Here is a 23,146-nt window from a genome sequence, read left to right as displayed (position 1 = left end):
TATTATGGTGATCTTTCCTTTTTTATAATCAAATTAATATCATCCGGTCCGTTTTTTGATAGTAGAATCTGTAACCGATGGTATACAATCTGCATAACAGCAGGTGATGTTGTGGATGTTTTTACTGTAAAATCGTGTGCGCGTATTTGATATTTCAAAATTATTAAATCAATCGTAACGTCATAGTATTACGATTGATTTGCGATTAAATTATAGTCAATGATTTTGAACGATATAGGCCTTATCCGGCCTACAAAGCCACAAAACCTTATGCCGCATCCGCCAGGATAAACATGCCGTACGGGTGGATTTCGAGGTAATACTGTTCGCCAACGTCCGGCTGCAGACGCGTGGCGTTGACCTGCAATAGAATCTCCTGCCCGTGCCACTCCACCGTGACCTCATACTGCGGTCCCATATAGGCCACGTGGCTGATCACACAGCGCTGACTCTCTTCGCCGCGATCGCTAAGCGTGATGGCCTCCGGGCGCACGCCGACCATGCCTTCCCCCTGCGTGCCAAAGTGCAGCGGGCGCGGCAGATGATAGCCGTGGATATCCACGTATTTGTCGCTGAAGGTCGCCGGAAACAGGTTGGCATCGCCCATAAAGCTCGCCATAAAGCGTGAGGCCGGCTGGCGATAGAGATCCTGCGGTGAGCCAATCTGCATGATGTGCCCCTTGTTCATGACCAGTACGGTATCGGACACCGCAAAGGCTTCGCTCTGATCGTGGGTGACGTACAGCGAGGTGATATCAAACTGTTTTTGCAGCTCGCGGATCTTATCGCGCATGCTGCGGCGCAGGTTGGCATCAAGGTTACTTAGCGGCTCATCAAACAGCAGTACCTTTGGTTTGAGGATCAGCGCGCGCGCCAGTGCTACGCGCTGCTGCTGCCCCCCGGAGATTTGATCGACATAGCGGTCTTCGAAACCCTCCAGATCGACCATCGCCAGCGCTTCTTTGACGCGAGCCTTCACCTCTGAGCGCGATACGCCAAGCATTTTCAGACCATAGCCGACGTTTTCCCCCAGCGACATATGCGGAAACAGGGCGTAGGACTGAAATACCATACAGATATCGCGCTGCTGAATAGAGCGGTGGGTGACGTCTTCGCCATCAATAAAAATCTGCCCTTCACTTGGTTTTTCCAGCCCGGCGACAAGGCGCAAAATGGTGGTTTTGCCACAGCCGGAGGGGCCGAGCAGCGTCACCATTTGCCCCTGCGGGATGGTGAGGTTGATATTGTCGATAACCGTGTTGCTGCCAAATCGTTTGGTGACGTTGCGCAGTTCAACGAAATTTTTCTGAGTCATAGTGCGCTCCATTACGCCTGGTTTTTGGCTTTTGAACGGGAAGTACGTGATTCACCGATCAGCCAGTCAAAGATAAAAATAATCGCCAGCATCACCACGATCAGAATTGAACCGTAGGCAATTGCCACGCCGTATTCGCCGTCTTCTACGCGGTTGAGGATGTAAGCCGTTGCCACACGGGTATCCGGTGTGACGAGGAACACAATGGCGCTGACGGTGGTAATAGCACGGACAAAGCTGTAGATCAGCGCCGAGAGGATTGCCGGGCGCAGCAGCGGCAGCAGGATATGCGTAATAGTACGCAGCGAACCGGCACGCAGGCTGAGTGAGGCTTCATCCAGTGATTTATCGATCTGGCCTAAGCCCGCGATACCCGCACGAATACCGACCGGTACGTTACGCATCACCATCGAGATAATGACGATGGCTGCGGTACCGGTGAGGTATACCGGGGCGCTGTTAAAGGCCAGAATATATGACACACCCGCGACGGTACCCGGTACGGCAAAGCACAGCATGGTGGTGAACTCGATGGTCTTCTTACCTTTGAACTGCTGACGCACCACAATCCATGCGATAAGCAGACCGAATATGGCGGTGATCGGTGCGGCAATCCCGGCGTAGAGTAGGGTATCGAGCAGTGAAGGCCATGCACCGTCGCTCATTCCCTGGCCGAACAATTTGGTAAAGTTCGCCAGCGTCAGGGTGTAGTCCACGCCCCAGTTGACGGTGAAGCTGCCGTAGAAAATACTGCCGTACAGCAGGGCGTTAAAGGCAATCCACACCGCCAGCAGGGCAACCACGCTCCACACTAGCGTGACAGGTAGCGGCTGCACGTCGCCACGATAGGATTTACCAGAAACGGTGACGTACGAGCGTTTACCGATCCACATGTACTGCACGCAGAATACCAGCAGTGAGAACAGCAGCAGGAAAGCGCCCAGCGTACTGGCGGCCTGGTAGTCGAGCTGTGAGCCGGTGATATAGAAGTAAATTTGCGTTGCCAGCACGTCGAAGTTGCCGCCGAGCACCAGTGGGTTACTGAAGTCGGCCAGCGACTGCACCACCACGATCAAAAAGGCGTTCGCCAGCGCCGGTTTCAGCAGCGGGACAAATACACCGTTAAAGGTCTGCCAGCGGCTGGCACGCAGGGTGTATGACGCCTCTTCCAGCGAGGGATGAATGGTTTTGATCGCGCCGTCGAGGATCATAAACGCCATCGGGGTAAAGGCCAGTACCTGCGCCAGCCAAATGCCAGTAAAGCCGTACAGCCAGTTGGTGTTGGTTAAGCCAAACCACTCGACCATAAATTCGGTGATGTAGCCGGAGCGTCCCATCATCAGGGTGACACCCAGGCCAACGACAAACGGCGGGGTGACGATCGGCAGAATCGAGAAAATACGTCCGATAATGGCGCTGCGTTTGGCGATGCGGGTGGTGTAGATCGCCAGCACCAGACCGAAGAAGGTACAGCCAATACCAACGGCAATCGACAACATAATCGAGTTGAGGATCACCTGAATAATATGCGCCTGGGACAGCACATTCATAAACGCCAGCGGGGCAAACTCCCCGGTGTCGTTAGTGAACATCGGAATGAAAATTGCGATGCTCGGCCAGACGATAAAAATACCGATCAGCGCGACAATCGCGGTGAGCGAACCGATGACGAAACGGTCACCACCCAGCCATTCCAGACGGGTAAGCGCCAGGGTCATGATTGCGCCCAGGGCGACAAACAGTACGATGGTGGCATAACCTAAGCCGCGCCCTTCAAGGGTGGCGCTGGCAACGATAAAGGCCATGCAGAAGAATGCCCAGCCCGCGTCAAGATAATGGCGGCTGCGCTGTTCGCGTCGAGCTTCATTAAACGGACGCACCAGCAGCAGGCTCGGCAGCAGATACCATAGCCAGCTAATGTTGAAATGTGACCAACTGTAGGCGTCGAGAATTTCGTCGCGCGTCGACTCCAGCAGACCGTAGTCCAGGCTCCAGCTCGGCAGCAGAGCAAATGCCAGCCAGCCGAGCAAAACCCAAAGGAATATCGCATCCCGTTTTTTCACGGGATGGAGTGCAAGTGTCTGTGACATAGCGTTTCCGGTGTTCAATCCTGATGTAGGCCGGATAAGCGTATGCGCCATCCGGCATTCAGGGTGACAATCGTTGCCGGATGCGGCGTTGCCTTATCCGGCCTACGTAACCTTATCCGAAGAAGGTCATCATGTTTTATTTACCCATCTTCACTTCGCTAACCCACTTATTGATCAACGCTTTACGCACGTCAGTGGAACCGTACTTATCCATGTCGTAATTGATAAGCTTCAGATCGTCGAGTTTCAGCGAGTTTGGCGAGGTCTCGGCGGTGGTGTTGGTCAGGATCTGATAGGACTTGCCTTTCTTCCACGCCAGCTCCTGAGCCTCTTTTGACAGTACCCAGTCAACGAACAGTTTGGCGTTGTCGAGGTTACGCGCACCTTTCAGAATGCTGACACCGCCAATTTCATAGCCGGTACCTTCGCATGGGGAGATGAGCTCCAGCGGGGCACCTTGTTCTTTTTCCAGCGAGTAGTCGTGCAGGAAGCCAATGCCAATCGCCGTTTCGCCACGGGCGGCGTTACGCGCTGGGGCAATGCCTGATTTAGTGTATTGAGAGACGTTGGCGTTGAGCTGTTTCAGGTAGTCAAAGGCCTGATCTTCCCCCCACAGTTGAGCAAAGGTCGCCAGTGCGGTGTAGGCGGTGCCTGAGCTTTGCGGGTCGGCAATCTGAATTTCGCCTTTGTATTCCGGTTTGGTCAGATCTTTCCAACATTTTGGCACCGGCAGGTTTTTCTCTTTCAGACGCTGAGTATTGACGCCAAAGCCCAGGATACCGACATAAACCGCGGAGGAGAGGTTGCCTTTTACTTTTGCCGGATCGCGGAATTTCTCCATGATTTGTGTGAGGTTTGGTGATTTATACGGTTGCAGCAGACCCATTTCGCCCGCCTGAGACTGCGGGTCCAGCGTACCGCCGTACCACACATCCGCCTGTGGGTTTTTCTTCTCGGCATCGACTTTCGCCAGCGTACTGCCGGAGCCGTTGCGAATGAACGACGTCTTCACGTCATATTTGTCGCCGAAGGCTTTGGTTTCGGTTTCACACATCTCGTTCGTGGCGCTGCAATAGACCACCAGACGACCTTGTGCTTGTGCCGCACTGCTGAAGGCAGCCAGCGCCAGAGTAGAGGCAATCAGGGTAGAGGTAAGCGTCAGTTTCATTGTTTTATCCTTTGACTGAGAGAAGGGGCGATACCCGCGATGAGCAGCGGCATCAGCAATAAACCCATAAAGACAGCGGCAACCGAGAGCAAACTGAACATCCCCGACCAGCCGTAATGTTCTATGACCAACGACAGCGGCCAACCCGCCAACGCGGCCCCCAGATAGGCGAACAGCCCGAGAAAACCGGTGATTGAACCTGCTGCCGCCTTGTGTCCGCATTCGACGGCCGCCAGACCAATCAACATCTGTGGGCCAAAAACGAAAAAGCCCACGGTAAAGAAACAGACAGCCAGCAGCGCGTAGTGGTGAACCGGCGCCAGCCACAGCGCGGCGACGGAAACCATCAGCCCCAGCGTGAACAGCAAAATCATCGGCGCACGCTGACCGCTGAACAGCAAATCCGATCCCCAGCCGGCAAACAGCGCGCCGAGCAAGCCGCCGACCTCAAACAGCATCACCGTGGCATTGGCGCTGAGTAGATTCACGCCGTGGCTTTCCGTCAGCCAAATGTTGCCCCAGTCGTTGAGCGCGATGCGGATCAAATACACCAGCACATACGACACCCCCAGCAGCCAGATCATCGGATTCTTCAGCATGGTGGTGCGTAACATTTGCCACAACCCCATCGGTGGGCTTTGCTGCTCCTGACGACGTTCCAGCGGGTCATGTCGCCATTCTCCAACGGTAGGGAGTCCCTCTTCGCGGGGCGTGCCTTTCAGTTGCAGCGTCAGCCAGATACCTAATGCCATGCTGATGATCCCTGGTGCCAGCATCGCTGCCTGCCATCCCCACCAATGGGCGGCAAAGGCGCTAATCAGTGGGATGATGGCCCCACCGATGTTGATTGACATATTCCAGCAGCCCCACCAGAAGCCGCGTTCGTTACGCGAATACCAGTGGGTCAGCAGGCGGGCGCAGGGCGGCCAGCCCCAGCCCTGAAAAAATCCGTTGAGCGTCCAGACCGCCAGCAGCAGCGTTAGCGATTCACCAAACGCGAACACCACGTTCAGGATGCCGGTAGCGAACAGGCCTATTCCCATAAATGCGCGCTGCCCATGGCTGTCGTGCCAGAGTCCCGCGGTAAACTTCGACAAACCATAGGTCAGGTAAAACAGCGATCCCAACAGACCGATATCACTTTTATCCAGTCCCAGATCCGTTTGCAGTGCCGGGAGCACGTAGTTAACGCTTTTGCGCGTCAGGTAAAACGCGGCGTATCCCACCACCATACACATCAGCAGCCGGGGACGTAGTGCCCGATAACGTTGGTCTGTTTCGCTGGCTGAGCGTGCATGCATAGCTGTCTCCGTTTGTGCTGACTATAGGTAAGCGAAAGCAAAAGGGGATGAGAGAAAGTCCGGAGTGACTAAGACTTTTTCCTGGTTAAGGGGCGGTTTGTTGCAAATTTGTGGGCAGGTTAACAATTACCCGCGTGCCGTGGTTAGATTCGAGGGTCAGCTCGCCGCCGAGCGCGCTGACCCGTTCACGCATCCCCTGGATACCAAAGCCGGGAATTTTTTCAGGAAGAATGCCCACGCCGTTGTCTGTGACTTCCAGCAACAGGCAGCGATCCCGTTGGCGCAGCGCAATCGACACCTCGCTGGCATCGGCATGTTTACAGACATTATTGAGTAACTCCTGCAACAGACGGTACAGCGTAAAGCGCACCGTTTCATTTTCAGGCGTATTTGCCAGTCGGTAATCAAACCGGCAGTGAATACCCCGTTCGGCAAAGGCAAATTCATTGACCAGATGGTGTAGCGCATCTTTAAAAGACAGCTCGTCAAGCGCGGGCGGGCGTAGCTGGCGCAGTAATTGGCGGGTCGAGTGGTGGATACGCCGGGCAAGATCGTTGATCTGGTTCGCCGCGTCGAGCGCTTGCTCAGGACCCTGCGAACGTTTAACCAACTGAGACTGAATTTGAATGGCGGTAATGTTCTGGCCAATTTCATCATGCAGTTCCCGCGCCAGGCTTTTGCGCGTGTTTTCTTCCGTGCGGATCAGTTGTTCAGTTAACGCGCGGCGGGCCGCCAGTTCGCTTTCCAGACGCTGGCGATAATGGTGCAGGTTTTGCGCCAGATGCTGCTGGCGGCTGATGGCGATTCCCAGCCCTATGCCCAGCAGCGCCTGGGTGGCGAGGAAAATCTCCAGTTCGACGAGGTTGCTAAATCCCACGCCTATCTGGCGGGCGATGGTGATCATCATACTGCCGAGCAGTCCGGACAAAACGCCGCCCTGCCAGCCGAATTTCCATGCCATCACCACGTTGGGCAGGAACACAACAATCAGCAGCAGGCGTTCGATGTCTGGCGAGAGCACCATCTGCGTGCCAATACCAATAATAAAGAACAGGCTGCACCAGATGATAAGTGAAGTGCGCAGCGGTGGATTGGTCGTATCCAGACCGAGTAAATGATAGCGGTGTTGCTGGCGCAGAAATTCGTAGATCAGATAAACAAACGGGGTGAGCAGCACGCCACCGGTAAACGATGCCAGCCCAATCAACATCGCCGGGCTTTGAATAAAGGGAGACAGCAGCGTGGTATTGAGCAGCGACGTGACCGTCACGGCAGCCAGCAACAAGGTGAGCCGCTGCCAGTAGAGCGGGAAGCGGTGCCAGTATGACTGACCGATACTGGCCGGTATCAGGCTTATCAGCGGTGCGGCCAGCAGAAGATAACCATTGAGTAACTGTTCGTTGTGCAGCCAGAACAGGATCAACACTGGCGGCAATACCAGCGCGGGCCAGTAGCGGCGGGACAGCAGGATCAAGAGCGCGAGATACACGCCGTGCGGCAGAAATAATGCCGCCTGCTGACCGTTATGGGTCAGGTAAAAACCTAACGTCCACAGCATTAGCCAGCCCGAACCCCATGCCAGCAGAATAAACAGAGAGATAACCCAGTGGCGAGCAGAGCGAGACATTAATGCCCCGTCAGCAACTGGTGGTCGAGAGCAAAATGCACCAGATCGATGGTGCTGTGACATTGCAGCTTGCCCAGCACATTCGCGCGGTGGACGTGGACCGTTTTATGGCTGAGGTCGAGCTTAAAGGCGATCTCTTTCACGCTGTCACCTTTGACCAGCAGATCAAACACCTCGCGTTCACGCGGGGTTAATACCTCCAGCACCTGTGCAGGTTGCTCACCACCGCGTAACGCCCGCAGCGCATCGGCGCACAGGTAATGGCCTCCCATGCCGACTGAGCGCACCGCCTGTACCAACTCTTCCGGTCCACAGCGTTTGGTCAGATAACCGCTGGCCCCGGCATCCAGCGCGCTTTGTACAAACGTCGGCGCGTCATAAATACTGAGAATAATGGCGCGAAAGCCGGGTTTTTGCGCCCGCAGCCGTTTTAGCAGACTCAGACCATTTTCATCCGGCATGGCGATATCCATGACCGCGACATTGACGTCCTCGCGCAGTAATGCCGGCCAGGCCTCTGCCGCACTGCTGTATTGGCCGATAACGGCGAGATCCTCTTCAAGACCGAGTAATTGCGCAAAGCCGGAACGCACCACCACATGGTCATCCACCAGCACAACATGAATCATGATATTGCTCTCTTGCCTGACAAGGATATCTATGATGCCTGCCAGCGCCACGCTGGCAATCATCCAGGCGCAGTTATGTAACGAATGTAACAAAATCGCAATAATTTGCCGGGTGTTGTAGCGAGTGTAGGCCTGATAAGCGCAGCGCATCAGGCATTGATTGCCGGATGGCGGCGTGAGGGCCGAGATAATGGCTATTTCATTGGGGGTTGATTCTCCCCCATCGCGGGGGAGAGATTTAAAACTGCCAGGTGAGATCGGCGAGAATTTGCTGGCTGTGATAGCTCTCAACCGGCGTGTCATACCATTGTTTGCCGAGTGTAAGACCGAGAGTTAATTGCTCGGTCAGCGGCTGATTGCGACGCAGGCTGATGCTTTTTAACGTGCCTTTTTTGGTGTCAGGTGACCAGTCATAGGTATAGGCTCCCGTTCCGCGGCTTAGCCAGAGCTGCGTATTTCCTTTACCGTTCAGGTCGTTCAGACGCAGTGAAACGATGTGGCTATAGCTTCCCCCTGCATCTTCGGTATCGTAATGCGTATAACGCCATGAGGTGATAAACGGTCCGGTATACAGCGATACTCCGCCTGAAAAAGCATTGACGTCCGTATCGTCAAAGTAGTTGGCATAGCGATAACCAAAGGTAAACACGGTTTTAGGCAGAACTTTTACGCTGATATCCTGCTGAGCATCGCGTCTGGCAAAAACGGGGGTGTTTTCGGCAATTGCCAGACCCGTTTTTGTTGATAACCACTGATTCCAGTTATACCAAACGGTCGCGCGGCCACGTAACGCGTTCCATGATTCACCGTTGTCGTAATCGCGTCTGCCTTCGGAAATATTGAAAATCGCGGCACCATTGTCAATCTGCGTCTTTAATTCGCTGAACATGACGTTACGGGTGCCATGCCCTGCCGAATAATCAGTAAAGTCGTATCCGGCTGTCAGCTTCAGGTCGGTTGCTTTTGCCGGGAGAGAAGCTGTGCCGAGTATCAACGATACAAATAAAGTCCTTTTCATTATTCTTCACCTACGAGACAGGAGATCTCTTGTTTGAGGATGTATTTACCTTTTGGCAGGTTTTGCTCGATGGTTATCCGTGGGCCAATCGTACTTTCAGCTGCGATATATCGACCTGGTAAAATAATGACCTGAACACCAAGCCGCGCGCCGGGACCGATATAACACCCTAATTTTTCGCAGCCGGTATCAATGTCTTCATCGTCCAGCCTGACATGCACGGTTTTACCATCGAGGCGATGATTGCTGGTTCTTACCTGTGCGCCCAGGTAAGCACCTTTGCCAATAACCGAATCAGAAATAAAGCATTGGGGACCGATGGTGGCCGTCGATTCCAATACTGCGTTTTTGATTTCGGTGCCATAGCCAATACGTACTTGATTGCCAATCAAGCAACCTGGTCGAATAAAGGCGTAATTGCCAATAATGCAATCTGCTCCAATTACGACTGGCCCCTGAATAACTGCACCATGACAAATTTTACTGCCAGCACCGATCGTCACGGCTCCTGCGCTTTCATCAATAACAACGCCAGGTGCAATGGATACTGACTTATTATGCTGTTCGCTAAGCTTTAGATAGTTCTTCACCACCGTGGGTAGCTGGGTGGGCGTAATTGTTTGGCGCATCCACCACCGCGGTATAGCGTGTGGGTTTGTCACGTAGGGGTTCACGTCCAGTAAAAAAGGCAATAAATCCATATACAATCCAAATTAAATAAGCCAGAAGTACATAAAAAACAGAAAAGGGCGCAAGAAAAATAAGTTTCCAGCATCGGTGATACCAGGCACTAAATGCTCCAATTGAGCAAACCACTCCAACCCAAATAATGGGAAACAAGGAAAGCGCAATCGCATGTGAGCCAATAGTGAGCGTGATGTGCTGCCATGTAATGAAATAGGTTGCTACGCCATACAACACGACCAGCACCATGGGGAGTATGCTGAAGATGCCGAATCTGCTGAGGATGAGTGACTTATGCAGACGCATGCAAACGGCATAGCCCACGATCCAGCGCCGCCATCGTTTCCATTCATCGCCCAGGGTATTGCACTCCTGAGGATAAACAATGCAGCGGTTTGCCTGACGGATACAATAACCATTTGCGACCAGGGTCCAGGTTAAATCGAGATCCTCCACTTTGGTTCGATCGGAAAAACCAAATTTGCGCAGCACGTCAGTACGAAACATGCCGCAGGCTCCGCTGATAATAAAAGGTGCGCCGCCGAGCAACTGCTGTAATGTCCGCTTCATGATGATCATCGGAAGTTTTACTGTTGCACGGATATGTGGCAGCAACCCTGCACCAGACAGATGTGTTGAGGGGATTCCGCCAACGGCATCGGCGCCATTTTCTATTTCCGCTAACATGAATCCCATACCGTCACCATCAGGAGGGACATAGGTGTCAGCATCGCTTAAAAAAACCTGCTCACAGGTGGCATAGTTTAATCCATTCATTAAGGCACCACCTTTCCCGGTATTCTTTTGCGTCACGGTAATCAGGCGAGCGCCCCATTTTTCTTTCACCTTGTGCATAATGGCTTCGGTATCATCCGTGGAGCCATCGTTTACACATATGACGCGATGAAAATAGGGATTTAATAACAAGTTTTCCAGTGATTGTGCCAGACAAGGGCCTTCGTTATAGGCCGGAATAATGGCGTCAATACTGTCTTTACGTAAACTAGGTTTTCGTTTTAAGGTTGTGAGGAACCAGAGTAATATACACAGGCTCATCATAATAAAAATTATTGTTTTCATATAATTAGAGAATCATTTTGTGAACAACAAAACCTTCAGATAATTCACATCCGGCCTGTTGTCCTCGGAATTGGGCTACGGTACGCAGACGTTCTGTACGCATATAATCACGTTGCTGCTGGCTTTGATGAAATGAAAGCGCACGAAGTTTTTGAATAAAACAGTTCTCACTGACGTTTTCAAAAACCTGGGGAACAAACGTCAGCCAGGTACTGGGGGTTTCATAACCGAGAACCTGGGGAATATTTCTGCAGGCAACGATAGAAGCCTTATGTACCGCACGATGATCCTGATGCCGGTCAGAATCATGCATAGTATAAGCTCGCACGATGTTTATTCGTGCGGGAATGTGATTTGTGATGACATCTTCAAGTGATTTGATCATCGTATCAACAAAGTATGGTGTTCGTGTGTCCTCAAAATGAAACTGAAAAACCTGATGACAACCTAATGATGTTAATGCCGATTGAGATTCTGCGTGTCGGTCGGCTTTTAAAACGCACCCTTCAGCCCCTGCGGTCATGACGACGGCAGTAACGTGATAACCTTCTTTTATTAAGCGGGATAACGAGGCACCACATCCGAGTTCAATATCGTCCGGATGCGCACCTATTGCTAATATCCCTTTTTGGTATGATGTAACCATGATCAAATCCTTCACTTTTCTATGAAAGTGTTATCCGGGTGTTCAATGAATATAAACACAATATCTGTTTTTTAAATATTAAAAGCTCTTGTTGGAAAGACAGGATGGATTAGTGTGTTTGTCGCAACAAAGATATTACAGCATGTAATTTAATGAGTCAAAAGAAACAATATTTATTGAAAGTTAGGATGTGTTTTATTAAGCAATAAATAAAGTGAATGAGTTTCTTTTTTATTTGTTTTATTTTTATGAGTGATTGATTTTTTATAATTAGATGATGAAGTTATTAAATTGTACTATAACTATACCTTCAAATAGAAGAATGGAATACATATGTCATTTTAGCCTTCATTTACGAATAATTCATATTGGTTGTAATGTTGAATTTCAGAATGAATCATAAACAGCAAGACGCTAAGCGTTGTTACTCGTTAGAGTCTTTAGGCTGGCGATAACAGGCCGGATGGTTTACGCCACCCGGCATGGAACAAAAACGTTAGCGCAGGATTTTTTTCTCAGCTAGATCCAGTGCGAAGTAGCTGAAAATCAGATCTGCGCCAGCGCGTTTGATCGAGCCTAAGCTTTCCAGCACCACTTTCTCTTCATCTATAGCACCGGCCATAGCCGCGAATTTGATCATCGCGTACTCACCGCTGACCTGATAAGCACCAATCGGCAGCTCGGTGCGCTCGCGGATATCGCGCAGGATATCCAGATAGGCACCCGCCGGTTTGACCATCAGGCAGTCTGCACCCTGAGCTTCATCCAGCAATGATTCACGGATTGCCTCGCGACGGTTCATCGGGTTCATCTGATAAGTTTTACGATCGCCCTTCAGCGCAGTGCCTGCGGCTTCACGGAACGGACCGTAGAACGAAGAGGCAAACTTGGTGGAATAGGACATGATCGCGGTATCGGTGAAGCCTGCAGCGTCCAGCGCCTGGCGAATCGCCTGCACCTGGCCATCCATTGCGGCGGAAGGGGCGATGAAGTCAGCACCCGCAGCGGCGGCAACCACCGCCTGCTTGCCAAGATTGGCCAGGGTTAAATCGTTATCAACGCCGTGCTCGCATAATACGCCGCAGTGGCCGTGCGAGGTGTATTCACAGAAGCAGGTGTCGGACATGACGATCATTTCCGGTACGGTCTGCTTACAGATACGCGACATGCGCGCCACCAGACCGTCTTCTTTCCAGGCGTCGCTGCCGGTGTCATCGGTGTGGTGGGAGATACCGAAGGTCATCACCGAACGGATTCCGGCGTTGGCAATGCGTTCAATCTCGTGTGCCAGATGTTTTTCCGGAATGCGCATCACGCCTGGCATGGCTTCGATGGCTTTGTAATCGTCGAGTTCTTCTTCAACAAAGATCGGCAACACCAGGTCATTTAAGCTCAGTGTTGTCTCTTCAAACATAGCGCGCAGCGCAGGGGATTTGCGCAGGCGGCGAGGGCGTTGGATTAGGTCTGTCATGGTATGCCTGATGTTTGTGAAATCGAAGGCCGTAGTATACCCGAACCTGATGGCGGGGGGGTTACGAAAATTGGCTTTATGTCGGGATTATGGCGGTGCTATGTGTGCTTTATATTATTTATCGTGTGTATTTTTCGTGATATCTACTATTTTTATTATGATTAATTGTGTTGTGAGGCAATTTGTTTAATGTTTAGATTAGTAACTTAGCTCGCTTTTAAATATATTTTTTAATTCTGTATTTTTCATTTAATCATAAAAATAATGTATGGTTTTACCCTTTGTTTTCTACGTAACCATTTAAAATAAATGGTTTTTTCATTTTTCCATTATTTAGTGGGTGATCTTATCTATTGTCTGTAATCGGACTTAAGTTAAAGAGTAATTGAACCTTTCCTTTGTGAAACCGCATAATCGCTTCTGTGAAACATAAAATGTTTTTATTTGCATTGATAATTGATGGATCAACAATATTACGTCCCTGAGGAGGGATGACAAATGCACACTTGGAAAAAGAAGCTGGTAGTCTCACAATTAGCATTAGCCTGCACTTTGGCAATTACTTCTCAGGCAAATGCTTCAACTGATATTTCTGGAAATACGTACACAACGTTCACCCATTATAATGATGTCTCATATGCTGATGGCGTTTATTATGATGGGTATGTTGGTTGGAATAATTACGACACTGATAGTATTTATAATGGTGATATTTATCCGGTAATCAATAACGCCACAGTCAACGGCGTTATTTCGACTTATTACCTGGATGATGGACTGCCTACTAACAGCAATAACAACAGCCTGACGATTAAAAACAGTACCATTCATGGTATGGTGACATCCGAATGTATGGCCACGGATTGTACTAATCGTACGGCTACCGACTATTACTACGATCGCCTGGCGATGAACGTTATTAATTCAACGATTGATGACAACTACGAACATTATACCTACAACGGTACATATAATGACGCAGCTGACACGCACGTAGTCGATGTTTATAATCTGGGTACGGCTATCACGCTGGATCAAGAAGTTGATCTGTCTATCTCCGCTAACTCTCATGTCGCTGGCATAACCCTGACTCAGGGTTATGATTGGGCAGATATTGACGATAACACCGTTAGCACTGGCGTAAACAGCGGTGAAGTGTTTAACAACACCCTCTCTGTCAGCGATTCTACTGTAACCTCGGGTTCATGGTCTGATGAAGGAACCTCCGGCTGGTTTGGTAATACCAGCAATGCAAGCGACTACAGCGGCTCTTATACCGCTGACGATATTGCATTAGCGGTTATTGCAAACCCAAATGCGGATAACGCGATGCAGACGACGGCCACGTTGAACAATTCCACGCTGATGGGCGACGTGCTGTTCTCCAGCAATTTCGATGAAAACTTCTTCCCGAACGGTGCTGATACTTACCGTGATACCGATGCAGACCTGGATACCAACGGCTGGGATGGTACTGACCGCCTGGATTTGACCCTGAACAATGGCAGTAAGTGGGTGGGGGCGGCAATGTCCGTGCACCAGGTTGACTCCGATGGTGACGGTGTTTATGACAGCTATGCTGCGGGTACTGAAGCTACAGCTAGTCTGATAGACATCACCGCTAACAGCCTGTGGCCGGATTCAACCTACGGCATCGATAACGACACGACCTCTTATGACGAAAATGGTCATGTGGTAGGTAATGAGGTTTATCAGAGCGGTCTGTTCAATGTCACGCTGAACGGTGCTTCACAGTGGGATACCACCAAAACGTCGTTGATTGATACGCTGAGCATTAACAGTGGTTCGGTTGTCAATGTTGGTGATTCTACCCTGATCTCCGACACTATTGGCTTGACTGGTGGTTCTGCACTGAACATCAATGAAGATGGTCATGTTGCAACGGATACTCTGTCTATCGACAACAGTACTGTAACGATTGCTGATGACGTATCTGCTGGTTGGAGCGTGGGTAATGCAGCGCTCTATGCAAACACCATTAACGTCACTAACAACGGCGTTCTGGATGTGGGCAACAGTACCGGTAATGCGTTGCAGGTTGATACCCTGAATTTGACCAGCTACACCGACGCTTATAATCATGTTAACGCGGGTGTTTTCGACATCAACAGTACTGACTATGTGCTGAATGCTGACCTGACTAACGATCGCACTAACGATAAATCTCAGTCTAACTACGGTTATGGCGTGATCGCGATGAACTCTGATGGTCATCTGACTATCAACGGTAACGGCGATTCCGATACCTCAGGCGATCAGTCTGAAGTTGATAACTATGGTGACCACGTTGCGGCGGCAACCGGTAACTATAAAGTTCGCATCGATAACGCTACTGGCGCAGGTTCTGTTGCTGATTACAAAGGTAACGAGCTGATCTACGTTAACGACACGAACAGCACTGCGACCTTCTCTGCAGCCAACAAAGCTGACCTGGGTGCTTACACCTATCAGGCGCAGCAGCAAGGTAACACCGTTGTTCTGCAGCAGATGGAACTGACAGACTACGCGAACATGGCGCTGAGCATCCCGTCTGCGAACACCAATATCTGGAACCTGGAACAAGATACCGTTGGTACTCGTCTGACTAACGCACGTCATGGTCTGGTTGATAACGGTGGTGCATGGGTAAGCTACTTCGGTGGTAGCTTCGATGCGGATAACGGCACCATTAACTACGATCAGGATGTTAACGGCATTATGGTCGGTGTTGATTCCAAAATTGATGGTAACAACGCTAAGTGGATTGTCGGTGCTGCAGCAGGCTTCGCGAAAGGTGATATGAGCGACCGTACCGGTCAGGTGGATCAGGACAGCCAGACTGCCTACATTTACTCTTCTGCTCGCTTTGCCAACAACATCTTTGTTGATGGTAACTTAAGCTACTCTCACTTCAACAACGATTTGTCTGCCAACATGAGCAACGGTCAGTATGTTGATGGCAGCACCTCTTCTGATGCCTGGGGCTTTGGCTTGAAACTGGGGTATGACCTGAAGCTGGGTGACGCAGGTTACGTAACGCCTTACGGCAGCATATCCGGTCTGTTCCAGTCTGGTGATGACTATAAGCTGAGCAACGACATGAAAGTTGACGGCCAGTCTTATGACAGCATGCGCTACGAACTGGGTGTAGATGCAGGCTATACCTTCGTCTACAGCGACGACCAGGCGCTGACTCCGTACTTCAAACTGGCCTACGTTTACGACGACTCTAACAACGATTCTGACGTAAACGGTGACTCTATCGACAACGGTGTAGAAGGTTCTGCGGTACGTGTTGGACTGGGTACTCAGTTCAGCTTTACCAAAAACTTCAGCGCGTACACCGATGCTAACTACCTCGGTGGTGGCGATGTTGATCAAGACTGGTCTGCAAACGTAGGTGTTAAATATACCTGGTAAGAACTATATTGCAGATAAAATAAGGTAATTTATTCGTAATAATGCCCGTCACGGATTTGACGGGCATTTATTGCAAGGAATGCGAAAATGTTATCTACAAATAAGCCGCTTGTGGAGTTTGGGAAGTTGGATAAGTGTTTATCTAAGTATGGTTAACATTTCGAATGTGATAATAAAAAACAAGTTATATATTCCAATGATATAAATAGTGATGATACCTTTATTATTTTAAGTGGTGTGGTTTCCTTGAGGAGAGGGGAGAATATTCTTGTCGGCATCGCGCAGGCTCCATTTATTATGGGGATTTCTGATGGTGTTATGAAAACAGAAGTGCAATACAGAATAATGACCGAAAGTCATTGTACGGGATACCATCTTCCTGCTACAAAAACGATTAATATCATTGAGCAATGCCAGCTTTGGCGCGAAGCTTTTTGCTGGTTGGCTTGGCAGCACTGTATACTTGAGCTTCGTGATCTGCAGTTAATAGGCAATAATTCCTACGATCAAATTCGCGCTACGCTGATATCCATGACGAAATGGGATGACGTTTTGCGTTCGCGTATTGGTGTAATGAACTATATTCATCAACGCACACGAATTTCACGCTCAGTGGTTGCTGAGATCCTCGCGGCATTGCGTAAAGGTGGCTACATTGAAATGAACAAAGGCAAACTGGTGAGTATTAACCGTTTGCCTTTTGAGTATTGAATCAGGAGGCAGGGATTACTTGCGGTTTGTTGCCGCTCAGTTCGCTCACCAGATTGTTGATTCCGTCGCTCATATTGGTAAAGCGGGTCAGTGGGGAGCGGGTCACAACGACAAAGGCGCCCACGTTTTGCTGCGGGATCATGGCCATATAGGTGATGAATCCACCGCCGCCACCTGTTTTTTGAATAATCCCCGGACGGCCATTCTTCGGTGCCATATAGACCCAGCCTAAACCCAGTGCATCGGCTTTGCCGGGAACGTCCATCCCAATTACTTTGGTTAACTGTGTGCGCTGGTAAATCAACGTCTGCATCCGGTCGGCCTGCTGGCTACGATGATAAAAATCAGAGGAGAGATACTGCTGCATCCAGCGCATCATATCGCCCGGCGTAGAATAGACGCCGCCGCTGCCCATGGCCGCCAGCGTATTGTTACACGGGCTGGCGCCTTTTTCCGCGACCATCAGGCGTGCGCACTGATCGGGTGACGGGGTAAAGGTGGTGTCTTTCATTCCGAGTGGACGGGTGATTTTCTCTTCAAACAACTGCGGATAAGGTTTGCCGGACGCGGTTCCCAGCGCATCGGCCAGCAGGTCAAACGCCAGGTTCGAATAGGATGCCTGCGAGCCTGGTGCGGCTTTTAGCGTTGCGGTAGAGAGATAGCTCCAGCGTTGTTCGCGAGTCGGCCAGACAAAGACCGGGCGTTTTGCCGCGCCGCCAGGCTGCTCGCGTGGCAGTGCGCTGGTGTGCGTCGCCAGATTCACCAGCGTGATAGGCGTTCCCTGATATGTCGGAACGCGTGCGCCTGGTGGTGCATATTTACTCAATGGATCGTTGAGTTTTACCGTACCCTGATCGAGTAATTTCACTAACATTTCACTGGTCATTAATTTGGTCAACGACGCAATGCGAATGACGGAATCCAACTGTGGGTGAACATTATTGCCGGGGCGCGTTTCACCAAAGCTACGAAACACGCGCTGATTACCATCAATCACCACAAGCGCCATCCCTGTAGCTCCGCTGCCGTAGAAAATATGATCGGCATACCGGTCGACGATGTCAGAGGCAAAGACGGGATCGGTTATAGGCTGTGCCGCCTGGACAGATGTCAATGACGCCGCACACAGCGCGGCAGAAAAAAGCAGACTACGTTTCAACGGTGGTGTCCATGAGTTAGAGGAAGTAAAAGATGACGTGCGTATGCGTATTTATACTACTCGTTGGCATATTGCAAAGCGCTTATCAGCCAATGATAGTGGGAAAAACGTAACGATGAGTAAACGTGGGCTTTTCCCGGAGAGTGGATGTTCGCTTTTGTGATCTCACGCTGTAATAATCTGAACATGCCGGAACGCTGTCGGTGTGAAAACCGCAGAAACAATTCTACAAAACCAGATAGCGAACTAAGTGCGTCGGTTCTGGTCACAATTGTCGGTTTCAGCTTGTGTTTTTTGGGCGTAAGCCGTCTTGTCGCGGTAAACCACCGTGGCAAATGCACAGCAGTCGTCATAACGATAAGAAGTTAGCAGGAGAGCACTATGTTTAAGTCTTTTTTCCCAAAGCCGGGGCCGTTCTTTATTTCGGCATTTATTTGGGCACTGGTCGCAGTTGTATTTTGGCAGGCTGGTGGGGGAGCCTGGGTTGCACAGATTACCGGCGCATCGGGGGACGTACCGATTAGCGCAGCGCGATTCTGGTCGCTCGATTATCTGATTTTTTATGCGTACTACATTCTGTGCGTTGGCGTGTTCGCGCTGTTTTGGTTTATCTACAGTCCGCACCGCTGGCAGTACTGGTCAATACTCGGTACCTCGCTGATTATCTTCGTCACCTGGTTTCTGGTTGAAGTCGGCGTCGCCGTCAACGCCTGGTATGCGCCGTTCTATGACCTGATTCAAACCGCGCTCAGCACGCCGCATAAGGTGAAAATTGAGCAGTTCTATCAGGAAGTGGGGATCTTTCTCGGGATTGCGCTGATAGCCGTCGTCATTGGCGTGATGAACAACTTCTTCGTCAGCCATTACGTCTTCCGCTGGCGTACCGCGATGAACGAACATTATATGGCGCACTGGCAGCATCTGCGTCATATCGAAGGTGCGGCGCAGCGTGTGCAGGAAGACACCATGCGTTTCGCTTCCACGCTGGAAGACATGGGCGTGAGTTTTATTAACGCGATTATGACGCTGATTGCCTTCCTGCCGGTACTGGTTACGCTCTCTGCGCATGTCCCGGATCTGCCGATTGTTGGACATATTCCCTACGGTCTGGTGATTGCCGCGATTGTCTGGTCGTTGATGGGGACCGGGTTGCTGGCCGTGGTGGGGATCAAACTGCCTGGGCTGGAGTTCAAAAATCAGCGGGTGGAAGCAGCGTACCGTAAAGAGCTGGTGTACGGTGAAGATGATGGTAATCGTGCGACGCCGCCGACGGTTCGCGAGCTGTTCCACGCGGTGCGTCAAAACTACTTTCGCCTCTATTTTCACTATATGTACTTCAATATCGCCCGTATTCTTTACCTGCAGGTTGATAACGTTTTCGGCTTGTTCCTGCTGTTTCCATCGATTGTTGCCGGTACGATTACGCTCGGTTTGATGACGCAAATCACCAACGTGTTTGGTCAGGTACGCGGCTCGTTCCAGTATTTGATTAATTCGTGGACGACGCTGGTTGAACTGATGTCTATCTATAAGCGTCTGCGCAGTTTCGAACGTGAACTGGATGGTCAGGAAATTCAGGCTGTTACCCATACGCTTAGCTAACAAAAGGAGATGTTATGTCGACGGTTTCCCGTCTTTACCCCTTGTCTGGTCTGGCCGCATTGGTGTTGGTGGGATGTAGTAGCCAACCCGCGCAGCCGTTAAAAAAAGGGGAGAAAGCCGTCGATGTGGCGAGCGTGGTGCGCCAGAAAATGCCTGCCAGTGTGAAAGACCGGGACGCGTGGGCGCAGGACCTGGCGAAAACGTTTGCCAGCCAGAAGCTGGCACCGACGGTCGAAAATATCTGTTCGGTGCTGGCGGTGGCGCAGCAGGAGTCCAACTATCAGGCCGATCCGGTTGTCCCGAATTTAAGTAAAATAGCCTGGAAAGAGATTGACCGTCGCGCCGAGCGTATGCATATCCCGGTGTTTTTGGTTCATACCGCACTGAAGATTAACTCGCCAAATGGGAAAAGTTATAGCGAGCGTCTGGATTCGGTGAAGACGGAAAAGCAGCTTAGCGCCATTTTTGATGATTTCATCAATATGGTGCCGATGGGGCAGACGTTGTTTGGTTCGCTCAACCCGGTGCATACCGGGGGACCGATGCAGGTCAGCATTGCGTTTGCCGAACAGCATACTTCCGGGTATCCGTGGAAAATGGAAGGAACGGTACGTCAGGAAGTCTTCACCCTGCGCGGTGGACTCTGGTTCGGCACGTATCACTTGCTGAATTACCCGGCGAACTATAGCGCGCCCATCTTCCGTTTCGCGGATTTTAATGCGGGATGGTACGCCAGCCGTAATGCGGCGTTTCAGAATGCCGTCAGCAAAGCCAGTGGTGTGAAGCTGGCGCTGGATGGGGATTTGATTCTCTACAACAGCAAAGAACCGGGTAAAACGGAGCTGGCAGTACGCAAGCTTGCCGGGAAGCTGGGGATGAGTGAGAGCGATATCCATCGTCAGTTGCAAAAAGGCGACAGCCTGGCTTTTGAGGACACCGCGCTGTACGAGAAGATGTATAAGCTGGCGGAAGCGAAGGCAGGAAAAGCGTTACCACGGGAAATGCTGCCAGGTATTCAACTGGAAAGCCCGAAGATTACGCGTAATTTGACCACGGCATGGTTTGCTAAACGCGTGGATGATCGTCGGGCGAAGTGTATGGGTCAGTCATCGTTGTGATGACGATGGCGCCAGCGCACCACCGCCGCGATGACGCCAAGGATAAGGCATCCAGTGAGGAAGGGAATCAGTCCAAACAGGGTGCCGACGCCTAAGCCAATCTCAACGCGTGGGCGTCCGGTCTCTTGCATCTGTAGCTGCATCAGTTCTTCATAGATACCGGGCGCATGGGCTAACAGATTTAAAACCTGAGCTCCGGCCCAGAAGCAAAACAGCACAAAAACGGCATACGCAATGTTGCCGGGCAGAGAGGAGGTATCTCGATGCTTGCCCTTAAACAGGGATTTTGAGAGCGTAAAATCAGCCATAGGGACCTCCAGAAATATCCTGCGTTGTCGATCATACCAGTAACTGACAGTGAGTCTGACAGGTGATCGGGATTGTCAATATCAGAATGATGGTAATTTCAGGTAGAGATTATTCCTGGATTTTGGTTTTTTGTTGAGCGTCACAAATATGTAACCTTAAGTTAAATTAACTCACATTTCAGAATTTCCGCACAGGACACAGACGCCCACAGGGAAATGTGCGAGGATGCTGCTCAACGATGTACTTCCACCGGAGTTGTTATGAACCTGCCTGTAAAAATTCGCCGCGACTGGCACTATTACGCGTTTGCCATTGGGCTGATCTTTATTTTGAATGGCGTGGTGGGATTATTGGGGTTTGAAGCGAAAGGATGGCAAACCTATGCGGTGGGGCTGGTTACGTGGGTGATTAGCTTTTGGCTCGCGGGACTTATTATTCGCCGCCGTGTCGATGAGGATGAAGACGTCAAGGATGCCCAATAGTTATCGGGCATCCTGTCTGTTTTTACATGCTGGTTTTCAGCGCGCTATCGGCAGCGTGGCGCTCCAGCGCCAGCTCGATCAGACGTGTGATCAGATCGGTATAGCCTAAGCCGCTGGCCTGCCACAGTTTGGGATACATACTGATGTTGGTAAAGCCTGGCAGCGTGTTGATCTCGTTGATCACCACATCATTCTCTGCGGTCAGGAACACATCCACCCGCGCCATCCCGGCGCAACCCAGCGTCTGGTAGGCCTGAATAGCGATCTCACGGATCTTGTCGTTAATTTCTGGCGCAATTGCCGCCGGAACCACGACTTTGGCCCCGTTATCGTCAATATATTTGGTGTCGTAGGCGTAGAAATCGCTGTTCAGGACGATCTCGCCACAGGTGCTGGCCTGCGGGTGATCGTTTCCCAGTACCGCACATTCGATCTCGCGGCCTTTGATCCCTTGTTCCACCACCACTTTATGATCGAACTCAAACGCCAGTGCTACAGCCTGGTCGTATTGCGCTTCGCTGGTGACTTTGCTGACGCCAACGGATGATCCCTGATTGGCTGGCTTCACAAACAGCGGCAGGCCCAGACGCGATTCGACCTCAGCAAAGCTGATGGCATTGCGATTGGCGCGGGTGAGCGTAATAAATGGCGCGATGTTTAATCCGGCATCGCGCAGCAGACGTTTGGTGACGTCTTTATCCATGCAGGCCGCAGAGCCCAGCACATCAGAACCGACGAACGGTAAATTCGCCACGCGCAGCATGCCTTGCAGTGAACCATCTTCACCCAGCGTGCCGTGCACGATAGGGAAAATAACATCGACCGTAGGCAGTGGCTGACCGTTTTGAGCATCGATCAGTTGCTGTTCTTGTTTACCCGGTACCTGCGCCAGACTGGTCGCGGAAGGACGCAACGCAATGCGTGCCGGATCGTCAGCGTTGAGCAGATAGTTGCTGGCATCGCTAACGTGCCACTGCCCTTGTTTATCAATACCTAACAGCACAACGTCAAAGCGAGTCTTGTCGATGGCATCGACAATATTTTTTGCCGATTGCAATGACACTTCATGTTCCGCTGATTTACCACCAAATACGATTCCTACTCGCAACTTTGCCATCTTAAAAACCCATTCCTTGAATGCAAAGCACATACATTACCACGACAAAACGCAGGATTCCTCGGCTTCTGGCAGATTGTTTTGGTGGATTCCCTGGGAATGAATACGCACAAATCTACAGGCCATGTTCGAAGCATAATCCCCTGCGTATAATGTGGGTTTGATGTGATGAATATCACAAATATGATGAGCGGGGAGA

At 50.8% G+C, this 23,146-nt stretch carries 19 protein-coding genes; 5 read left to right on the top strand and 14 right to left on the bottom strand.

What is annotated here, in order from left to right; translation table 11 throughout:
* Nucleotides 1-268: 268 nt before the first annotated feature.
* The 11 genes from fbpC to hemB all read right to left on the bottom strand — a co-directional run bounded on the left by fbpC (nt 269) and on the right by hemB (nt 13,029).
* Nucleotides 269-1,315, bottom strand: coding sequence for a ferric ABC transporter ATP-binding protein (fbpC, locus tag NNN64_RS08725; RefSeq protein WP_271441122.1), 1,047 nt, complete (start codon nt 1,313-1,315; stop codon nt 269-271).
* A gap of 11 nt (nt 1,316-1,326) precedes the next feature.
* The gene (locus NNN64_RS08720; RefSeq protein ID WP_271441121.1) at nt 1,327-3,405 is read right to left on the bottom strand and encodes an ABC transporter permease; all 2,079 of its coding nucleotides are present in this window, start codon (nt 3,403-3,405) and stop codon (nt 1,327-1,329) included.
* Nucleotides 3,406-3,541: 136 nt separating this feature from the next.
* Nucleotides 3,542-4,573 carry an ABC transporter substrate-binding protein gene (locus NNN64_RS08715; protein WP_271441120.1) on the bottom strand — a complete coding sequence of 344 codons (1,032 nt, stop codon included), beginning with the start codon at nt 4,571-4,573 and terminating at the stop codon, nt 3,542-3,544.
* On the bottom strand, nt 4,570-5,874 hold the full coding sequence (uhpC, locus tag NNN64_RS08710) for an MFS transporter family glucose-6-phosphate receptor UhpC (protein WP_271441119.1): 1,305 nt from the start codon (nt 5,872-5,874) through the stop codon (nt 4,570-4,572). Before uhpC ends, NNN64_RS08715 begins: the two co-directional genes overlap by 4 nt.
* An 85-nt stretch (nt 5,875-5,959) precedes the next feature.
* On the bottom strand, nt 5,960-7,501 hold the full coding sequence (locus tag NNN64_RS08705) for an MASE1 domain-containing sensor histidine kinase (protein WP_271441118.1): 1,542 nt from the start codon (nt 7,499-7,501) through the stop codon (nt 5,960-5,962).
* Nucleotides 7,501-8,130, bottom strand: a complete 630-nt coding sequence (locus NNN64_RS08700; protein WP_137384708.1) for a response regulator transcription factor — start codon at nt 8,128-8,130, stop codon at nt 7,501-7,503. The genes NNN64_RS08705 and NNN64_RS08700 overlap by 1 nt, the downstream gene beginning before the upstream one ends.
* Before the next feature lie 238 nt (nt 8,131-8,368).
* The gene (locus NNN64_RS08695) at nt 8,369-9,151 is read right to left on the bottom strand and encodes a YaiO family outer membrane beta-barrel protein (protein WP_271441124.1); all 783 of its coding nucleotides are present in this window, start codon (nt 9,149-9,151) and stop codon (nt 8,369-8,371) included.
* Entirely contained in the window at nt 9,148-9,777 is a 630-nt protein-coding gene (locus NNN64_RS08690; RefSeq protein WP_135322923.1) for an acetyltransferase, read from the bottom strand. The genes NNN64_RS08695 and NNN64_RS08690 overlap by 4 nt, the downstream gene beginning before the upstream one ends.
* Nucleotides 9,716-10,912, bottom strand: a complete 1,197-nt coding sequence (locus NNN64_RS08685) for a glycosyltransferase (protein ID WP_271441117.1) — start codon at nt 10,910-10,912, stop codon at nt 9,716-9,718. The genes NNN64_RS08690 and NNN64_RS08685 overlap by 62 nt, the downstream gene beginning before the upstream one ends.
* A 4-nt stretch (nt 10,913-10,916) precedes the next feature.
* Entirely contained in the window at nt 10,917-11,558 is a 642-nt protein-coding gene (locus NNN64_RS08680) for a PIG-L deacetylase family protein (protein ID WP_271441116.1), read from the bottom strand.
* 496 nt (nt 11,559-12,054) lie between these two features.
* Complete coding sequence (gene hemB, locus NNN64_RS08675) at nt 12,055-13,029, bottom strand: porphobilinogen synthase (RefSeq protein ID WP_271441115.1); 975 nt, start codon at nt 13,027-13,029, stop codon at nt 12,055-12,057.
* Nucleotides 13,030-13,527: 498 nt separating this feature from the next.
* Here hemB and ehaB point away from each other — a divergent pair, with 498 nt between their 5' ends.
* Entirely contained in the window at nt 13,528-16,449 is a 2,922-nt protein-coding gene (gene ehaB / locus NNN64_RS08670) for an autotransporter adhesin EhaB (RefSeq protein ID WP_271441114.1), read from the top strand.
* 237 nt (nt 16,450-16,686) lie between these two features.
* Nucleotides 16,687-17,160, top strand: a complete 474-nt coding sequence (locus tag NNN64_RS08665; protein WP_271441113.1) for a helix-turn-helix domain-containing protein — start codon at nt 16,687-16,689, stop codon at nt 17,158-17,160.
* 1 nt (nt 17,161) lies between these two features.
* Here the strand turns inward: NNN64_RS08665 and ampH are convergent, their stop codons facing one another.
* The gene (ampH, locus tag NNN64_RS08660; RefSeq protein WP_271441112.1) at nt 17,162-18,319 is read right to left on the bottom strand and encodes a D-alanyl-D-alanine-carboxypeptidase/endopeptidase AmpH; all 1,158 of its coding nucleotides are present in this window, start codon (nt 18,317-18,319) and stop codon (nt 17,162-17,164) included.
* A 381-nt stretch (nt 18,320-18,700) separates the two neighbouring features.
* Between ampH and sbmA the strand changes: the two genes are divergently transcribed.
* Both sbmA and NNN64_RS08650 read left to right on the top strand, forming a co-directional pair.
* Nucleotides 18,701-19,921, top strand: coding sequence for a peptide antibiotic transporter SbmA (gene sbmA, locus NNN64_RS08655; protein ID WP_040232769.1), 1,221 nt, complete (start codon nt 18,701-18,703; stop codon nt 19,919-19,921).
* Nucleotides 19,922-19,935: 14 nt separating this feature from the next.
* A complete protein-coding gene (locus NNN64_RS08650; RefSeq protein WP_271441111.1) occupies nt 19,936-21,039 on the top strand; it encodes a DUF1615 domain-containing protein in 1,104 nt (367 codons plus the stop codon).
* On the opposite strand, the gene NNN64_RS08645 is transcribed toward NNN64_RS08650, so the two are convergent.
* The gene (locus NNN64_RS08645) at nt 21,024-21,347 is read right to left on the bottom strand and encodes a YaiY family protein (protein WP_048212467.1); all 324 of its coding nucleotides are present in this window, start codon (nt 21,345-21,347) and stop codon (nt 21,024-21,026) included. The two genes, NNN64_RS08650 and NNN64_RS08645, sit on opposite strands and share 16 nt — an antisense overlap.
* A gap of 261 nt (nt 21,348-21,608) precedes the next feature.
* Here NNN64_RS08645 and NNN64_RS08640 point away from each other — a divergent pair, with 261 nt between their 5' ends.
* Nucleotides 21,609-21,830 carry a DUF2754 domain-containing protein gene (locus NNN64_RS08640; protein WP_137384665.1) on the top strand — a complete coding sequence of 74 codons (222 nt, stop codon included), beginning with the start codon at nt 21,609-21,611 and terminating at the stop codon, nt 21,828-21,830.
* 22 nt (nt 21,831-21,852) lie between these two features.
* On the opposite strand, the gene ddlA is transcribed toward NNN64_RS08640, so the two are convergent.
* Nucleotides 21,853-22,947: a D-alanine--D-alanine ligase gene (gene ddlA / locus NNN64_RS08635; RefSeq protein ID WP_271441110.1), complete on the bottom strand. Its 1,095-nt coding sequence runs from the start codon at nt 22,945-22,947 to the stop codon at nt 21,853-21,855.
* Between the last annotated feature and the right edge of the window lie 199 nt (nt 22,948-23,146).

The sequence above is a fragment of the Citrobacter sp. Igbk 14 genome (assembly GCF_028069825.1).
Taxonomy (GTDB): domain Bacteria; phylum Pseudomonadota; class Gammaproteobacteria; order Enterobacterales; family Enterobacteriaceae; genus Citrobacter.
This window is presented reverse-complemented; position numbering and strand designations above follow the sequence as displayed.

What these genes read in the sequence shown, in the direction of transcription:
- fbpC (WP_271441122.1), bottom strand. Translation starts at nt 1,315, where the DNA reads ATGACTCAGAAAAATTTCGTTGAACTGCGCAACGTCACCAAACGATTT.
- NNN64_RS08720 (WP_271441121.1), bottom strand. Translation starts at nt 3,405, where the DNA reads ATGTCACAGACACTTGCACTCCATCCCGTGAAAAAACGGGATGCGATA.
- NNN64_RS08715 (WP_271441120.1), bottom strand. Translation starts at nt 4,573, where the DNA reads ATGAAACTGACGCTTACCTCTACCCTGATTGCCTCTACTCTGGCGCTG.
- uhpC (WP_271441119.1), bottom strand. Translation starts at nt 5,874, where the DNA reads ATGCATGCACGCTCAGCCAGCGAAACAGACCAACGTTATCGGGCACTA.
- NNN64_RS08705 (WP_271441118.1), bottom strand. Translation starts at nt 7,501, where the DNA reads ATGTCTCGCTCTGCTCGCCACTGGGTTATCTCTCTGTTTATTCTGCTG.
- NNN64_RS08700 (WP_137384708.1), bottom strand. Translation starts at nt 8,130, where the DNA reads ATGATTCATGTTGTGCTGGTGGATGACCATGTGGTGGTGCGTTCCGGC.
- NNN64_RS08690 (WP_135322923.1), bottom strand. Translation starts at nt 9,777, where the DNA reads ATGCGCCAAACAATTACGCCCACCCAGCTACCCACGGTGGTGAAGAAC.
- NNN64_RS08685 (WP_271441117.1), bottom strand. Translation starts at nt 10,912, where the DNA reads ATGAAAACAATAATTTTTATTATGATGAGCCTGTGTATATTACTCTGG.
- NNN64_RS08680 (WP_271441116.1), bottom strand. Translation starts at nt 11,558, where the DNA reads ATGGTTACATCATACCAAAAAGGGATATTAGCAATAGGTGCGCATCCG.
- hemB (WP_271441115.1), bottom strand. Translation starts at nt 13,029, where the DNA reads ATGACAGACCTAATCCAACGCCCTCGCCGCCTGCGCAAATCCCCTGCG.
- ehaB (WP_271441114.1), top strand. Translation starts at nt 13,528, where the DNA reads ATGCACACTTGGAAAAAGAAGCTGGTAGTCTCACAATTAGCATTAGCC.
- sbmA (WP_040232769.1), top strand. Translation starts at nt 18,701, where the DNA reads ATGTTTAAGTCTTTTTTCCCAAAGCCGGGGCCGTTCTTTATTTCGGCA.
- NNN64_RS08650 (WP_271441111.1), top strand. Translation starts at nt 19,936, where the DNA reads ATGTCGACGGTTTCCCGTCTTTACCCCTTGTCTGGTCTGGCCGCATTG.
- NNN64_RS08645 (WP_048212467.1), bottom strand. Translation starts at nt 21,347, where the DNA reads ATGGCTGATTTTACGCTCTCAAAATCCCTGTTTAAGGGCAAGCATCGA.
- NNN64_RS08640 (WP_137384665.1), top strand. Translation starts at nt 21,609, where the DNA reads ATGAACCTGCCTGTAAAAATTCGCCGCGACTGGCACTATTACGCGTTT.
- ddlA (WP_271441110.1), bottom strand. Translation starts at nt 22,947, where the DNA reads ATGGCAAAGTTGCGAGTAGGAATCGTATTTGGTGGTAAATCAGCGGAA.